This window comes from Stenotrophomonas sp. YJH_SMC_106-19 (assembly GCF_059368375.1).
This window is the reverse complement of sequence record NZ_JCAFRQ010000007.1, coordinates 123,827-139,237: the sequence shown is the minus strand read 5'-3', so window position 1 is coordinate 139,237 and position 15,411 is coordinate 123,827. Positions and strand designations below refer to the sequence as shown.

The following is a 15,411-nucleotide window of genomic DNA, read 5'->3' as shown; positions in this document are numbered from 1 at the left end:
TCCCGCCGGGCATGGCCCGGCGCTACCGGCGGATCAACCGCCAAACGGGGTCGTCACACGCCGGCGGCGCGCTTCCAGAACGCCTGAACCAGCGGCGGCCACTTGCCGACGCAGCCCAGCGCGCGGCCACGGGCGAGGGTCAGGTGCATCTCGTCGTTGGAGAACAGGCGGTTGATCGCATCGAAACTGTAGGCGGCCACCTGGTTGTCGCTGCGCCGCTCGCGGGCCCAGCGCTGCAGGCGCTGCGGCGACAGACGCGGCTGGCCACGGCGCTCGGCTGACGGCGCCAGCCATTGCCGCAGGGCAGCGACATCCCGCAGCCCCAGGTTCACGCCCTGCCCGGCCAGGGGATGCACCACATGCGCGGCGTCGCCGAGTGCGAGCACGCGGCCGGCCACATAGTGGCGGGCCAGCTGGCGGCGCAGCGGGAACGCGGCGCGCGGCGACACCAGGCGCAGTTCGCCCAGCCGTGCGGCGAAGGCGCGGGTCAGTTCGCGATTGAATGCCTCCTCCTCCAGCGCCAGCACGCGCACCGCCTCTTCGTCAGGCAAGGTCCACACGATCGAGCTGCGGCGCTCGGCCACCGGCAGCAGCGCCAGCGGACCGGTCGGCAGGAAACGCTGCCAGGCCGTAGCCTGGTTGGGCAGCTCGCTGTCGACGTAGGCCACCACGCCACGTTGGTGATAGTCGTGGCGCACCACGTCGATGCCCGCCAGCTCGCGCAGCGTCGACTCGGCACCATCGGCGGCCACGGCGAGGGCCGCTTCCAGCCTGCGTCCGTCATCCAGGCGCAGTCGCACCCCTTCCTCGTCCTGCTCCAGCGCCTCCACCCGTGCCGGGCAATGCAGCTGCACCCCGGCCGCCGGCAGTGCCGCCCACAGGCGATCCTGCAACAGCCCGTTCTCGACGATGAAGCCCAGCTCGCGACGCCCCAGGCGGTCGGCATCGAACAGCAGGTCCTCGCCTCCCGCGGCATCCCATACCTGCATGCGGCGATACGGCCAGGCCCGCGCCTGTACGATCGCAGGCCACACGCCGAGACGGTCCAGCAGCTGCACGTTGTCAGCCGCGAAGGCGAACACGCGCAGGTCCGGCTGCGATGCCTGCCAGGGCGCGGGCTCACGGCCCTCCACCAGGGCGACGGCCAGCCCCGCATCGGCCAGCGCCAGTGCACACGCGGCACCGACCACGCCGCCTCCCACGATGACCACGTCCAGGCGCGCGCGGCGGTTCATGCGGCTTCTCCGCGGCACAGTCGCGGCACGACGCCACGGAAACCCATCGCCCCGCCGACCAGCATCGACTGCACCGAACCGCGCTGCGCGGCCACCAGGCCGAGACTGCGCAACGGGCGCATCAACGGCGCAGGATTGCTGGTCAGGCGCGCCAGTCCTCCGGAGAACGCCACCGTCTGCTGGCGATCCTCTTCCCGACGGGCCACATACGCACGCAGCAGCGCATCACTGCCGGCATCGCCTGCATCGTCTTCCAGCAGTTCGGCCAGGGTCAGCGCATCGCGCAGGCCCAGGTTGAAGCCTTGCGCGCCCAACGGATGGATGGTCTGTGCGGCATTGCCGAGCAGCACCGCGCGCTCGCCTGCCAGGGCGCGCGCCAGCACCTGGATCAGCGGGTAGGCACTGCGCGGACCCGACTCCAGCAGACGCCCGGCACGCCAGCCGATGGCATGCTGCAGGCGCTGCAGCCACGCTGCGTCGTCCAGCGCCATCACCGCGTCGGCGTCTTCGCGCGCCACCCCATGCACCGTGCCGAAATGGCGGTCGCCACGCGGCAGCAGGGCCGTCGGACCGGTATCGGTGAAGCGCTCCCAGGCCGTGCCGTCGGGCGCGCGCTGGCTGCGCACGCGGGCTACGAACAGGGTCTGCTGGAAATCGTGGCGGTCGACCTCGATGGCCAGCGCCTCCCGCACCGCACTGGCCGTGCCATCGGCACCGACCACCAGCCGTGCCAGCAGCGTGCGCTCGCCGGCGTCGTCGGCCACATGCACCTGGCGACAGCCCTCCACCACCCCGCCCAGGCCGAGGAAACGCATCGGCCGGTAACGCCGCAGCCGCGGCAGTTCCTGCAGGCGTGCCTCAAGCGCATGACCGAAGTCACGTGCGACCACCACCTGGCCGAACCACGGCCGGTTGTAATCGGCCGCATCGAGCTGCACCCGGCCAAAGTCGCCGGCGCGGCTGACATGGATGCGACGGATCGGTCCCGGCGCCATCGCCAGCTTCTGCATCACCCCCAGCGCGGTCAGCGCGTTGACGGTGGCGGCGGCGAAACTGAGGTTGCGCTGGTCGAACACCGCCGGCAGTCCACCGGCAGGGCTGGCCTCGATCAGGCCCACGTCGCGGCCCAGGCGGTCCAGGGCGATGGCGAGGCTGGCACCCACCAGTCCGCCGCCGACGATCAGCACGTCATGTCGTTCACTCATGGCGTTCATGATACGCGCTCGCCCCGGCTGTACACCGAACGCGACGCTGCCTGCGCCAACCCGCGCGGCGGGCTAGAATGAAAGCTGAATCCGCTCCGGGCCCGCCGCCATGTCCGACACCGCCAATCGTGCCTTCGTCCTGTCCGTGCTCGTGCTGTTGCTGGCGGCGACCCGGGTCAACCACTTCGCGGCGATCCCCGATGCCTCCTGGGCGGTGTTCTTCATCGGCGGTTTCTACCTGGCGCGCTGGACGCGCTGGGCCTTTCCGCTGCTGATGCTGTTCGCGGTGCTGGTCGACTGGATCGTGATCCGCAGCGCGGGGCTGGATTTCTGGCAGCACTACTGCGTGTCGCCCGGCTACTGGCTGCTGCTGCCGGCGTACTTCTCGCTGTGGGCCGGCGGCATGCTGCTGGGCCACAACTACCGCGGCGCGCGCTGGCCGGTGCTGGCCAAGGGTGCGCTCCTGCTGGTGGCCTCGGTGGCGCTGTGCCACCTGCTTGCGCAGGGGGGCTTCTACTGGACCACCCGCAACGTTGCCGAGCCGACGCTGGCGGGCTGGGCGCAGAACTACGCACAGTGGTTCGGCCCCTACCTGCGGACCACGGCGATCTACGTGGCGCTGGCCGCCGCCCTGCAACTGGCCGTGGAGCAGGTGCTCAAGCTCCAGCAGGCCCGTCGCGACATCCGGCACTGAGCTGCGCCATGGGCCATCGCCTCTCGCGCATCTACACCCGCACCGGTGACGACGGCAGCACCGGACTGGGCGATGGCCAGCGCGTAGCCAAGGACGATGCCCGCGTCGCCTCCTACGGCACCGTCGACGAAGCCAACGCGGCGCTGGGCCTGCTGCTGGCCGCACCGCTTCCGGACCACGTGCGCGCGCTGGTGGTCCATCTGCAGCACCAGCTGTTCGACCTGGGCGCCGAGCTGTGCATCCCCGGCCATGCCGCGATCCATGCCGCCGATGTCTCGGCACTGGAACAGCAGCTGGACTACTACAACGCCACGCTGCCGATGCTGAAGGAGTTCATCCTGCCCGCCGGTGGCGAAGCCGCCGCACGCTGCCACCTGGCACGAACGATTGTCCGCCGCGCCGAGCGCGAGACGGTGACGCTGTCCCGCCATGAGAACGTGCGCAGCGAAGCGCTGCAGTATCTCAACCGGCTGTCGGACCTGCTGTTCGTGCTGGCCCGGGTGCTGGCCCGCGCCGATGGGCAGGGCGAGGCGCTCTGGCAGCCCCAGCACCGGCAGGGCTGAGTCCGTACGATGCTGGTCTTCACCCATCCGTCCTGCCTGCTGCACGATCCCGGTCCGGGCCATCCCGAATGCCCGCAACGGCTGCAGGGCGTGCTCGACGCCCTGCGCGGCGCATTCCCCGGCCAGCTGGACTGGCGCGAGGCCCCACCCGCCAAGTTCGGCGAGTTGAGCCGGGTCCACGACAGCGCCCTGCTCGACTTCGTGCTGCAACCGCAGACCGTGCCCCTGCGCCAGCTGGACATGGACACCTGGACCTCGCCCGGCTCGGCCAGCGCGGCGGTGCATGCTGCCGGTGCCGGTGTGGCCGCGGTGGATGCGGTGATGCTGGGCGCGGACCCGCTGGCGTTCTGCGCGGTGCGCCCGCCGGGTCACCATGCCACCAGCAGCACGGCCATGGGCTTCTGCCTGCTCAACAACATCGCCATCGCCGCAGCCTACGCGCGCGACCGCCACGGGCTGGAGCGGATCGCGGTGGTCGACTTCGACGTCCACCATGGCAACGGCACCCAGGACATCTTCCAGCACGACGCACGGGTGTCGTATTACAGCACCCACCAGGCCGGCCTGTTCCCCAACTCTGGGCTGCGCCGTGACCGTGGCGCGGGCAATCTGATGAACATCCTGCTGCAGCCGGGCAGTGGCGGATTCCGCTTCCGCAATGTCTGGGCCGACGAGATGCTGCCGGCCATCGACGACTTCCGCCCGCAGCTGATGCTGATCTCGGCAGGCTTCGACGCCCATCTGCGCGACCCGCAGGCGGATCTGATGCTGGAGACCGAGGATTTCGCCTGGATCACCCGCGAACTGCATGCGCTGGCGCGTCGCCATGCGGCCGGCCGGGTGGTGTCGATGCTGGAGGGCGGCTACGACCTGCAGGCCCTGGCCGAATGCAGCGTGGCCCACGTGCAGGCCCTGATGTCGCCAGCGGCGTCCCCCCCGGCTGGATGAACCCGAACCGGTGCGACCGGGCCGCCTTCATTGCCCCTATGCAAGGGATGGGGCAAGCTACCGTCCGTTTTCGCCCGAATCCGAACCGCGTGCGCCGAGCCCTCCGCCTGCTTCCCCTGCCTCTGAGCATCGCCGTCTGCCTGCCGGCGATGGCCGATGATAAGCCGCTCAACTGGGGCCTGTGCCCGGCAACCGACGTCATTCCCGCGTTCACCGACGCCCCGACCCCGGTTCCGGGCCAGGACAAGGCCGCCGCCAGCGCCGCGCGCGAGCAGCAGCCGACCGATATCGAGGGCGATCAGCTGCTGGGTACCACCACGGTGCCGCAGTACGAGGGCAACGTCGCCCTGCGTCGCGGCGACCAGTTCGTCGGCACCGACAAGCTCAGCTTCGACACCGAGTCCGGCAACTACATCGCCGATGGCAATGTCCGCTACCAGGACGCGTCGATCCGGATGGTCGCCAAGCGCGCCGAGGGCAACCAGGAAAGCGACACCCACAAGATCACCGACATCCAGTACCAGCTGGTGTCCCGCCGTGGCAACGGCGACGCCGAATCGGTCGACCTGCAGGGCGCGGTCGGGCAGATGCACCGCTCCACCTACACCACCTGCGACCCGTCGCAGCCGGTGTGGAAGCTGTCGGCGCCGCAGATCGAAGTGGACAACGACGAGGGCTTCGGCACGGCACGCAATGCCGTGCTGCGCATCGGCAAGGTGCCGGTGCTGTGGGCGCCGTACTTCAAATTCCCGATCGACGACCGGCGCAAGACCGGCCTGCTGTTCCCGCAGCTGGGCATGTCCGGGCGCAACGGGTTCGACTACACCCAGCCGATCTACCTGAACCTGGCACCGAACTACGACGACACGCTGATGCCGCGCTACATGAGCCGGCGCGGCCTGATGCTCGACAACGAGTTCCGCTACCTCTACAACGGCGGCCGCGGCGAACTGCTGACCGCCTACATCCCCAACGACAAGCTGCGCGACCGCGATCGCGGCCGTGTCATGTTCAGCGGCTACCACAACGTGGACAGCCACTGGCAGGCACGTGCCAACCTGGCCTGGGTCAGCGACGAGCGCTACGTCGAGGACTTCGCCAACCGCCTGGTGGGCGTGACCGCCTCGAACCTGCAGAGCACCGTTGGCCTGTACGGCACCGGCCAGAACTGGACGGCCGGAATCATGGCCGACCGCTGGCAGCTGACCGACTACACGCTCAACGAGAGCGCGCTGGCCTACAACCGCCAGCCGCGCCTGTACTTCAACTGGGACAAGCCGGTCCTGTCGTGGCTGGAAACCGGCGTGTACGCCGAAGCCGTGCGCTTCACCCATGAAGACATCAACTTCAAGTACGGCCCCGAGGCCGGACCGGACCTTGAGTACACCCGTACCGGCCAGACCCAGCGGATGTACGGCGGCGCACGCCTGGACCTGAAACCCTATGTGTCGCTGCCGTTCAGCGGTGCGGCCTGGTACGTGACCCCGACCCTGGCCTACCGCTACACCGCCTACGACCTGGACCGGCAGCTGGCCGACAGCATCCGCCGCAACGTGCTGGTTTCGCAGGGCGTTGATCCGGCCACCGCTACCCCCGAGCAGCTGCGCGGCAACACCTCGCCCAGCCGCAGCCTGCCGATCGGCAGCATCGATGCCGGCCTGTTCTTCGACCGCGAGACCACCATCGGCGGCCGCTCGTTCCTGCACACCCTGGAACCGCGCCTGTTCTACCTGCGCACGCCCTACCGCAACCAGGACGAGCTGCCGATCTTCGATACCCGCGACTTCACCTTCAGCTGGGGCCAGCTGTTCCGCGACTCGCGCTATACCGGCGCCGACCGCCAGAACGACGCCAACCAGCTGACCATGGCGCTGGGCACCCGCTTCATCGACCAGACCACCGGCCGCGAGCGGTTCTCGGCGGCCATCGGCCAGATCCAGTACTTCGACGAATCGCGGGTGACCGCCGTGCCGGGTGGCCCGCCGGTGGAAAAGGGCAAGTCGGCCTGGATCGCCGATGCCAACTACATGGTCAACGACCGCTGGACCCTCAGCGCGACCTACCAGTGGGACCCCAAATACAAGCGTGAGGACCTGGCCAGCTTCCGCGCCCGTTACCTGATGCCCAACGATGGCGTGGTCAACCTGACCTACCGCCACCGCATCAACCCGGACGGCACCGACCTGCTGAAGCAGGCCGACCTGTCGTTCCTGTACCCGCTGAACCCCCGCTGGAGCCTGGTCGGCCGCTACTACTACTCGCTGGAAGACAAGAAGCCGCTGGAAATCATCGGTGGCGTCCAGTGGGACAGCTGCTGCCTGGCCGTGCGCGCGGTGGCCCGCCGCTACGTGCGCAACCGCGAGGGCGAGCTGAATAATTCCATCCAGCTGGAGTTCGTGCTGAAGGGCCTCAGCTCCCTGGGCCAGGACACGGACCGCACCCTGCGCCGTGCTATCCTCGGCTACAACCGCGACGACCTCTATCTCGTGCCCCCCAGCAATACCGGGACGACCCGGGACGACTACGATCCGAATCTGATCCCATGACCAAGCGCTTCCCCGTTCTTCTCGCCTCGCTGCTGGCGGTGTCCAGCGTGTCCGCCCCCCTGCAGGTACTTGCCCAGGAGGCGCAGCCGCTGGACCGCATCGCCGCTGTCGTCGATGAGGACGTGATCCTGCAGAGCGAACTCCAGCGCGCCATCGCCAACATCAAGGCGCAGTACGCCGGCCGCGAGGCCCAGCTGCCGCCGGATGACGTACTCAGCCGGCAGGTGCTCGAGCGCCTGGTGCTGGTCAAGCTGCAGGTGGCCCGTGCGCAGGGCAGCGGCATCCGCGTCAGCGACCAGGAGCTGAACCAGGCGATGAATGCCATCGCCCAGCAGAATGGTTCCAATCTGGACGCGCTGCGCCAGCGCCTGGCAAGTGACGGCATCGATTTCAACGACTTCCGCGCCTCGGTGCGTGACGAGATCACCGTGCAGCGCCTGCGCCAGAGCTTCGCGCAGAGCCGCATCAGCGTCAGCGAGGGCGAAGTCGATGCCGCGTTGAAGCAGCAGGCCACCGCCGGCAACCAGTACCACCTGGCGCACATCCTGATCGCCCTGCCCGACGGCGCCAATGCCGAGCAGATCGCCACCGGCCAGAAGAAGGCCGACGGCGTGAAGGCCCTGCTGGACGAGGGTGAGCTGGACTTCAATGCCGCCGCCGTACGTTACTCGGACAGCCCCAATGCACTGGAAGGCGGCGACCTGGGCTGGCGCAGCATGGACGAGATCCCGGCCGCGTTCGCGCAGCTGATGGAAAAGATGAATGCCGGTGACGTGGTTGGCCCGATCCGTGGTCCGAGCGGCTTCCAGCTGCTGAAGCTGGTGGAAGTGCGCGATTCCAGCGCCGCCGCCGGCACCCATACCGTCACCGAGTTCCACGGCCGCCACATCCTGGTGCGCGTGGACGACAACCAGACCGATGCGGCCGCCAAGGCCAAGATCGACACCCTGCGTGCCCGCATTGCCGGCGGCGCCGACTTCCAGACGGTGGCCAGGGAGTCGTCCGAGGACAACAACAGCAAGGGCCAGGGCGGCGATCTGGGCTGGTTCCCGGCAGATGCGTTCGGTCCGGCCTTCGGCCAGCAGGTCCAGAGCGTGCAGGACGGCGGTGTCAGCCAGCCGTTCCGCACCGACGCCGGTTGGCACATCGTGCAGCGCGTGGCGACCCGCCAGACCGACGTGACCAACGACAACCAGCGTGCGCAGGTCCGCGAAACCATCGGCCGCCGCAAGCTGGAAGACGAATACAACCGTTTCCTGCAGGAGCTGCGTGGCGAAGCCTACGTCAGCTTCCGCAGCGGTGACCGCGCGGAAAACACCGCGACGCCGCCGCAGTCCTGACCGATGCGCCCCGAGCTCGCTCTGGTACCGGGCGAGCCCGCCGGGATCGGCCCGGAGCTGTGCATCCGCCTGATCCAGCAGCCGCGCGATGATTGCCGGCTGCTGGCTTTCGCCGACCCGGATACCCTGCGCGCAGCCGCCGCCGCGCTGGACCTGCCCCTGCAACTGCTGCCCGAGAAGGCGGAAGCCCGCTTCCCGGGCGACCTGCGTCTGCGCGTCGTGGCCAATGCCGTCCCGAGCCGCTTCGGCCACGCCGATCCGGCCAATGCCGGCGCGGTCATCGGCGCCCTGCTCGGCGCCGGCCAGGCCTGCCTGTCGGGCGAGCTGCACGGCGTGGTCACCGGCCCGGTGCACAAGGCGGTCATCAATGAGGGCGGCATCGCCTACAGCGGCACCACCGAACTGCTGGCCGACCAGGCCGGGGTGAAGGTGGTGATGATGCTGGCCAATCACATCGTGCGCGTGGCCCTGGCCACCACCCACCTGCCGCTGCGTGAGGTCGCCTATGCGATCACCGCGCCCGGCCTGGAGCACACCCTGCGCACCGTGCACGCCGCGCTGCGCCGCGAGTTCGGGCTGGCATCGCCGCGCATCGCCGTGCTCGGCCTGAACCCGCACGCCGGTGAAGACGGTCACCTCGGCCGCGAGGAACTGGATCTGGTCATCCCGCTGCTGCAGCGCCTGCGCGCTGAAGGCATGGATCTGGTCGGGCCGCTGCCGGCCGACACCGCGTTCCTGCCAGGCAAGCTGGCAGGTTTCGATACGGTCCTGGCCATGTACCACGACCAGGGCCTGCCGGTGCTGAAGTACTCCGGCTTCGAGCAGGCCGTGAACCTGACCCTGGGCCTGCCCTACCCGCGCGTCGCTGTCGATCACGGTACCGCGCTGGACCTGGCCGGCCGCGGCATTGCCGATCCATCCAGCCTGCAGGCGGCAACGACGCTGTGTGCGCAGCTTGCGCGGCAACGTACACTGAGCGCATGAATTCCCCGCATTCCCCCTCCGGCCCGGTGTTCACCGCCCCGGCCAAGAAGCAGCTTGGCCAGCATTTCCTGGCCGATCGCCACTACATCGACAAGATCGTGATGGCGGTCAATCCCAAGGACGGTGACCGCCTGGTCGAGATCGGCCCCGGCCAGGGAGCGATCACGCTGCCGCTGCTGCGCGTGCATCCGTCACTGACGGTGATCGAGTTCGACCGCGACCTGATCGCGCCGCTGACCGCTGCCGCCGAGCCGCTGGGCGAGCTGGCCATCGTCCACCGCGACGTGCTGCGCGTGGACTTCACCGAACTGGCGGCCGGACAGCCGATCCGTCTGGTCGGCAACCTGCCGTACAACATCTCCTCGCCTATCCTGTTCCATGCGCTCGAGCATGCCGCCGTGGTCCGCGACATGCACTTCATGCTGCAGAAGGAAGTGGTCGACCGCATGGCAGCCGGCCCCGGCAGCAAGGTCTACGGCCGCCTCAGCGTGATGCTGCAGGCCTACTGCACCGTCACCTCGCTGTTCGTGGTGCCGCCGGGTGCGTTCCGGCCACCGCCGAAGGTCGATTCGGCCGTGGTGCGGCTGGTGCCGCATGATCCGGCCACGGTCGGCATCCGTGACCATGCCCGCTTCGCCGAAGTGGTCAAGGCCGCCTTCGGCCAGCGCCGCAAGACCCTGCGCAACGCACTGAACAACGTGGTGTCGGCCGACCAGTTCGCCGCTGCCGGCGTGCGCCCCGATGCCCGTGCCGAACAGCTGGACGTGGCCGAATTCATCGCCTTGGCCAATGCCTCCTGATTACACTGCCGGTATGGAAGACGCTGACGTTTACGCCATTTCCGTCGAGGTCGCACCGCGATTCCTCGATGACCAGTCCGTGCCGGAAGACGGCCGCTATGCGTTCGCCTATACGATCCGCATCCACAACCAGGGCCGGGTGGCCGCGCGGCTGGTCGCGCGCCACTGGCGCATCACCGATGCCAACGGCCGCGTCGAGCACGTCGATGGCGAAGGTGTGATCGGTGAGCAGCCGCGGCTGCGTCCCGGTGAAGACTTCCACTACACGTCCGGTGTCATGCTGGCGACCGATCACGGGACCATGCAGGGCCACTACGACATGGTCGCCGATGACGGCACCGAATTCGCCGCGCCGGTCGCACCGTTCGTGCTGGCCATCCCACGTACCCTGCACTGACACGGAGGCCGGACGATGAGTGTGTGGGCGATCGGCGACCTGCAGGGCTGCTATGACGTGACCCAGCGACTGCTGGAGAAACTCCGCTTCGACCCCGCGCAGGACACCCTGTGGTTCTGCGGCGATCTGGTCAACCGCGGTGGTCAATCCCTGGAAACGCTGCGGCTGGTGCATTCGCTGCGCGAGCACAGCGTGGTCGTGCTGGGCAATCACGATCTTTCGCTGCTGGCGGTCGGTGCACGCACCGAGGAAGAGCAGCGCAAGGTCAATCCGGACCTGCTGCGCATCGTGCAGGCCGAGGACCGCGACGAACTGCTGGACTGGCTGCGCCTGCAGAAGCTGGTGCATGTGGACCGCGAGATGGGCTGGATGATGGTGCACGCCGGCCTTGCGCCGAAATGGACCACGCAGATGGCCGAAAAGCATGCGGCCGAAGTCGAAGTGCAACTGCACGGCGCGAGCTACCGCAAGCTGTTCCGCAACATGTATGGCGACAAGCCAAGCTGGGCACCGAACCTGTCCGGCTACGACCGTTCGCGGGCGATCATCAACGTGCTCACCCGCATGCGCTACTGCACTCCGCGCGGACGCATCGGCATCGAGGACAAGGGCACGCCGGGCACGCAGGAACAGGGACTGTATCCGTGGTTTGAAGTGCCCGGCCGGGTCGAGCGCGACCTGAAGGTCGTATGCGGCCATTGGTCGGCGCTGGGCCTGACCATCACCCAGGGCGTGCACGCGATCGATACCGGCGCGGTATGGGGCGGCAAGCTGACCGCGATCCAGCTCGATACCGATGAGCTGCGCGTGGTGCAGGTGCCCGGCCGCGATGTACCTGCTCCGGTTCCGAATGCCCGGCCGCCGGCGCGACCGGCCCACGAGCGGTCTACCGCTGCGGCACAGGGCAAGGAACAGGGCGGCGGAAACACCGCTGCCAACCCGGGCAACCGCGGCCCACGTCGCCGCCGTCGGCGCGGTGGTGGTGGTGGTGGCGGTACGGGTGGCGGCAACAGCACCGGCACACCGCCGCAGGGCTGAGCCCTCAGGGAGCCGAGCATGGCTCGGCTCTACAGGTGCGGGGATCAGCGGCGCACGTAATGCACGAAGCGGAACGCATAGACGTGGCGTTCGTCGGCCGGATGCGGCTCACTGCTTGTTTCCCGCCACAGCTGCGGGTCCACCTGCGGGAAATGGGTGTCGGCCGGCACTTCGGCATCGACCCAGGTCAGGTACAGGTCACTGGCCTGGTCCAGCAGCTGGCGGAAGATCTCGCCGCCTCCGATGACACACAGCTCACTGGCCCCCTCGCCTTCGGCGATCGCCTTCGCTTCGTCCAGCGAGGCCACCGCGCGCATGCCCTCGAACGGCACCTGACCGCTGCGGGTCAGCACCAGGTTGGTCCGCCCCGGCAGCACGCGGCCGATCGACTCGGCCGTCCTGCGCCCCATCAGGATCGGCTTGCCCAGGGTGAGCGCCTTGAAGTGCTTGAAGTCATCCGGCAGGTGCCAGGGCATGGCATTGCCCTGGCCAATGCCACGGTTGCGATCCAGCGCCACGACCATCGAAAGCTTCATCGCGCTCACACCGCCACCGGCGCCTTGATCGCCGGATGTGGATCGTATCCGTCGATGCGGATGTCGTCGAACTGGAAGCCGAACAGATCGGTCACCTCCGGGTTCAACCACAGCTTCGGCAGCGCTCGCGGCGAGCGCGAGAGCTGCTCGCGGGCCTGCTCGAAATGGTTGGAGTACAGGTGCGCATCGCCCAGCGTATGCACGAAGTCGCCCACGCCCAGGCCGGTGGCCTGCGCAACCATATGGGTCAGCAGCGCATAGCTGGCGATGTTGAACGGCACGCCGAGGAAGATGTCGCCGCTGCGCTGGTACAACTGGCAACTGAGCCTGCCATCGGCCACGTAGAACTGGAACAGGTTGTGGCAGGGCATCAGCGCCATCTGCGAGAGCTCGCCCACGTTCCAGGCGCTGACCACCAGCCGCCGCGAATCGGGATTGCGCTTGATCTCGTCCACCAGCCACTGCATCTGGTCGATCTCGCGACCATCAGCGGTGGCCCAGCTGCGCCACTGCTTGCCGTACACCGGGCCAAGATCACCGTTGCCGTCGGCCCATTCGTCCCAGATCCGTACCTGGTTGTCCTTCAGGTAGCCGATGTTGGTATCGCCTTTCAGGAACCACAGCAGCTCGTGGATGATCGAGCGCAGGTGCAGTTTCTTGGTGGTGACCAGCGGGAAACCTTCGTTGAGGTCGAAGCGCATCTGCCAGCCGAACACGCTGCGGGTGCCGGTACCGGTGCGGTCGCTCTTCTCCGTCCCGTGCTCCAGCACGTGCGAGAGCAGGTCCAGGTAGGCCTTCATGCCTTGCCCTCCACCGCCAGCGGCTGCGGCTGCAGTACCGGTGCGCGGCGCGACATCGCCAGCAGCACCAGGCCCAGCGCGATCAGCGGCAGGCTGAGGATCTGGCCGCGGGTGAGCCAGTCGAACGCTACGTAGATGCCGTTGTCGGGCATGCGCACGAATTCCACCGTGAAGCGGAAGACACCGTACATCAGCGCGAACAGCCCCCCCACCAGATAGCGATGGCGTGGCTTGGCCGACACCGCCCACAGCACCACGAACATCACCAGCCCCTCGAGGAAGGCTTCATACAGCTGCGAGGGGTGGCGTGCGTACTGGTTCAGCGCGCCGGTCGCGAACTGCGCCTGCAGGGTCGCGTGGTCCAGCTGGTTCAGCGGCGCCGGCAGGCCGGACGGGAACACCACGCCCCAGGTGCCGTCGGTGTACTTGCCCCACAGCTCGGCGCCGATGAAGTTGCCGATGCGGCCGAAGCCCAGGCCCAGCGGCACCAGCGGCGCCATGAAATCCATGGTGTCGAAGAAGTGCAGCGCGTGCTTGCGCGACCACCACCAGCAGGCGCCCAGCACGCCGAGCAGGCCGCCGTGGAAGCTCATGCCGCCGTCCCATACCTTGAACAGCAGCAGCGGGTTGTGCAGGAAATCGCCCAGCGCGTAGAACAGCATGTAACCGATGCGCCCGCCGAGCACGACGCCCAGCATGGCGTAGAACAACAGGTCGGAGAATCCGTTGGCATCGACGCCGGGCAGGCGCCCGGCGGCGATCCGGCGACGACCGAGCAGCCAGGCGGCGGTGAAACCCAGCAGGTACATGATGCCGTACCAATGCACCTTGATCGGCCCCAGCGAGAGGGCGATGGGGTCGATGTCGTGGAAATAGATCATGGAAGACGCCTGGCAGGAGTACGGGTATTTTAGCGCCCCGACCCGGCCCGGGACCGGGGCTCAGCCCAGGATCTGCGGCGCATTCGGGAGCGCGTCATCCTCCGACCGCGTCGAGGCCGGAAAGTGCCCTTCCACCAGGCTGGAGACTTCGTCGATCGCATCGCGCAGCGCATCCACCGGACTGGCGCCGCGCAGGCCTTCGCGCAGGTGGGTGCACACCCGCTGCCACTGCGCCGCGCTGACCCGGTCGCTCAGGCCCCGGTCGGCGACGATCTCGATGGCGTGGTCGGCCAGCAGCAGGTAGATCAGTACCCCGTTGTTGTCGGCCGTGTCCCAGGTGCGCAGGCGCGCGAAGGCGTGTTCGGCCGCCTGGCGCGGGGTGACCTTGTGCCACAGCGCGGCCAGTGGCAGGTCCGCTTCCACCGCGAACATCACCTGCCCGCCATGGCGCTGCTCACCGGTCGCGATGGCCTCGGTGATCGCCTGCAGCGTGGCCGGCGGGAACGCGCGCCGTACCGATGGGGAAAACACGTGGCGACACAGTCGTTGGATCATCACCAGCCCCCCGAAGCACCGCCACCGCCGGAGCGGCCACCACCGCCGCCCCAACCGCCGCCACCGCCGAATCCACCACCGCCACCGAAGCCGCCTCCGCCGCCCCAGCTGCCACCACCCCAGCCGCCGCCACCGTCAAAGCGGCCGGGATGGCCGGACAGCATCGCCACCACCAGCCCGACAACGCCCGCCAGGCCACTGGCCAGCAGCGTGGAGGTGAACAGGAAGGCAGCAACCGCCGCACCCGCACCTCCGAGCAGCCCGCGCACCGGCCGCGGCACCCGCGAGAACACGCCCCGCAGCACCGTGCCTGCGAACACGCCGATGAACAGCGCCAGGATCCAGGTATCGCCACCGCCGTCGGCCTCGCGCCCGCGCTGACCACTGACCGGCGCCGGCAGCGACTCGCCGTCGATCAGCTTGACCAGCACCGCCGTGGCATCGGTGATGCCGCCGGCGTAGTCGCCACTGCGGAAACGCGGCACCAGGTATTCCTGGATGACGCGGTTGGCGATCGCATCGGGAATCGCACCCTCCAGGCCGTAGCCCGGCTCGATGCGCACGCGCCGGTCATCCTTGGCCACCACCAGCAGCACACCGTCATCCACACCCTTGCGGCCAATCTGCCACTGGTCGAAGACCCGCGTCGTGTACTGCGCGATGTCCTCCGGCTGCGTCGTGGGCACCACCAGCACCTGCAGCTGGCTGCCCTTGCGCTGTTGCAGGTCCAGCGCCTGCTGCACCAGCGCCTGCTTCTGCGTGGCATCCAGCGTGCCGGTGGTATCGACCATCGGCGAATCCAGCGCCGGAATCGGCGCCAGCTGCTGCGCCAGCGACGCCAGCGGCAGCCACAGCAGCAGGGCCAGCAGCGCAGTGGCCAGGCGCATCG

At 68.6% G+C, this 15,411-nt stretch carries 16 protein-coding genes; 9 read left to right on the top strand and 7 right to left on the bottom strand.

The genetic code is table 11. The features are described from left to right. Window positions 1-53 precede the first annotated feature (53 nt). Window positions 54-1,235, bottom strand: a complete 1,182-nt coding sequence (locus AC5P5M_RS17280) for a UbiH/UbiF family hydroxylase (protein ID WP_065176233.1) — start codon at window positions 1,233-1,235, stop codon at window positions 54-56. After that, window positions 1,232-2,440 carry a 2-octaprenyl-6-methoxyphenyl hydroxylase gene (gene ubiH, locus AC5P5M_RS17275; protein ID WP_197600878.1) on the bottom strand — a complete coding sequence of 403 codons (1,209 nt, stop codon included), beginning with the start codon at window positions 2,438-2,440 and terminating at the stop codon, window positions 1,232-1,234. Before ubiH ends, AC5P5M_RS17280 begins: the two co-directional genes overlap by 4 nt. Window positions 2,441-2,549: 109 nt before the next feature. On the opposite strand from ubiH, the gene AC5P5M_RS17270 reads away from it, so the two are divergent. The 9 genes from AC5P5M_RS17270 (at window position 2,550) to AC5P5M_RS17230 (ending at window position 11,750) form a co-directional block, all read left to right on the top strand. Then, window positions 2,550-3,134: a hypothetical protein gene (locus tag AC5P5M_RS17270; protein ID WP_053519669.1), complete on the top strand. Its 585-nt coding sequence runs from the start codon at window positions 2,550-2,552 to the stop codon at window positions 3,132-3,134. Window positions 3,135-3,142: 8 nt separating this feature from the next. Next, entirely contained in the window at window positions 3,143-3,697 is a 555-nt protein-coding gene (locus tag AC5P5M_RS17265) for a cob(I)yrinic acid a,c-diamide adenosyltransferase (protein WP_495206190.1), read from the top strand. A gap of 9 nt (window positions 3,698-3,706) precedes the next feature. Continuing rightward, the gene (locus AC5P5M_RS17260; protein ID WP_495206189.1) at window positions 3,707-4,645 is read left to right on the top strand and encodes a histone deacetylase family protein; all 939 of its coding nucleotides are present in this window, start codon (window positions 3,707-3,709) and stop codon (window positions 4,643-4,645) included. 89 nt (window positions 4,646-4,734) lie between these two features. Next, complete coding sequence (gene lptD, locus AC5P5M_RS17255; protein ID WP_080375337.1) at window positions 4,735-7,191, top strand: LPS-assembly protein LptD; 2,457 nt, start codon at window positions 4,735-4,737, stop codon at window positions 7,189-7,191. After that, entirely contained in the window at window positions 7,188-8,531 is a 1,344-nt protein-coding gene (locus tag AC5P5M_RS17250) for a peptidylprolyl isomerase (RefSeq protein WP_495206188.1), read from the top strand. The genes lptD and AC5P5M_RS17250 overlap by 4 nt, the downstream gene beginning before the upstream one ends. A gap of 3 nt (window positions 8,532-8,534) precedes the next feature. Then, window positions 8,535-9,515, top strand: coding sequence for a 4-hydroxythreonine-4-phosphate dehydrogenase PdxA (pdxA, locus tag AC5P5M_RS17245; protein ID WP_495206187.1), 981 nt, complete (start codon window positions 8,535-8,537; stop codon window positions 9,513-9,515). Continuing rightward, on the top strand, window positions 9,512-10,315 hold the full coding sequence (gene rsmA / locus AC5P5M_RS17240; RefSeq protein ID WP_495206186.1) for a 16S rRNA (adenine(1518)-N(6)/adenine(1519)-N(6))-dimethyltransferase RsmA: 804 nt from the start codon (window positions 9,512-9,514) through the stop codon (window positions 10,313-10,315). The genes pdxA and rsmA overlap by 4 nt, the downstream gene beginning before the upstream one ends. Before the next feature lie 13 nt (window positions 10,316-10,328). Continuing rightward, window positions 10,329-10,712 carry a Co2+/Mg2+ efflux facilitator ApaG/CorD gene (gene apaG, locus AC5P5M_RS17235; RefSeq protein WP_053519676.1) on the top strand — a complete coding sequence of 128 codons (384 nt, stop codon included), beginning with the start codon at window positions 10,329-10,331 and terminating at the stop codon, window positions 10,710-10,712. 15 nt (window positions 10,713-10,727) lie between these two features. Further along, window positions 10,728-11,750: a symmetrical bis(5'-nucleosyl)-tetraphosphatase gene (locus tag AC5P5M_RS17230; RefSeq protein WP_053519677.1), complete on the top strand. Its 1,023-nt coding sequence runs from the start codon at window positions 10,728-10,730 to the stop codon at window positions 11,748-11,750. A 44-nt stretch (window positions 11,751-11,794) separates the two neighbouring features. On the opposite strand, the gene AC5P5M_RS17225 is transcribed toward AC5P5M_RS17230, so the two are convergent. Genes AC5P5M_RS17225 through AC5P5M_RS17205 form a run of 5 tightly spaced genes read right to left on the bottom strand, consistent with a single transcriptional unit; the run spans window position 11,795 to window position 15,409 of the window. Next, the gene (locus AC5P5M_RS17225; RefSeq protein ID WP_053519678.1) at window positions 11,795-12,286 is read right to left on the bottom strand and encodes a dihydrofolate reductase; all 492 of its coding nucleotides are present in this window, start codon (window positions 12,284-12,286) and stop codon (window positions 11,795-11,797) included. 5 nt (window positions 12,287-12,291) lie between these two features. Continuing rightward, window positions 12,292-13,086, bottom strand: coding sequence for a thymidylate synthase (locus tag AC5P5M_RS17220; RefSeq protein WP_180875724.1), 795 nt, complete (start codon window positions 13,084-13,086; stop codon window positions 12,292-12,294). After that, window positions 13,083-13,967, bottom strand: coding sequence for a prolipoprotein diacylglyceryl transferase (lgt, locus tag AC5P5M_RS17215; RefSeq protein WP_495206185.1), 885 nt, complete (start codon window positions 13,965-13,967; stop codon window positions 13,083-13,085). Before lgt ends, AC5P5M_RS17220 begins: the two co-directional genes overlap by 4 nt. Window positions 13,968-14,027: 60 nt before the next feature. Then, window positions 14,028-14,522 (bottom strand): TPM domain-containing protein, encoded by a 495-nt coding sequence (locus AC5P5M_RS17210; protein ID WP_495206184.1) that lies wholly within the window; start codon window positions 14,520-14,522, stop codon window positions 14,028-14,030. Further along, complete coding sequence (locus tag AC5P5M_RS17205) at window positions 14,522-15,409, bottom strand: TPM domain-containing protein (RefSeq protein ID WP_495206183.1); 888 nt, start codon at window positions 15,407-15,409, stop codon at window positions 14,522-14,524. The genes AC5P5M_RS17210 and AC5P5M_RS17205 overlap by 1 nt, the downstream gene beginning before the upstream one ends. Window positions 15,410-15,411 lie beyond the last annotated feature (2 nt).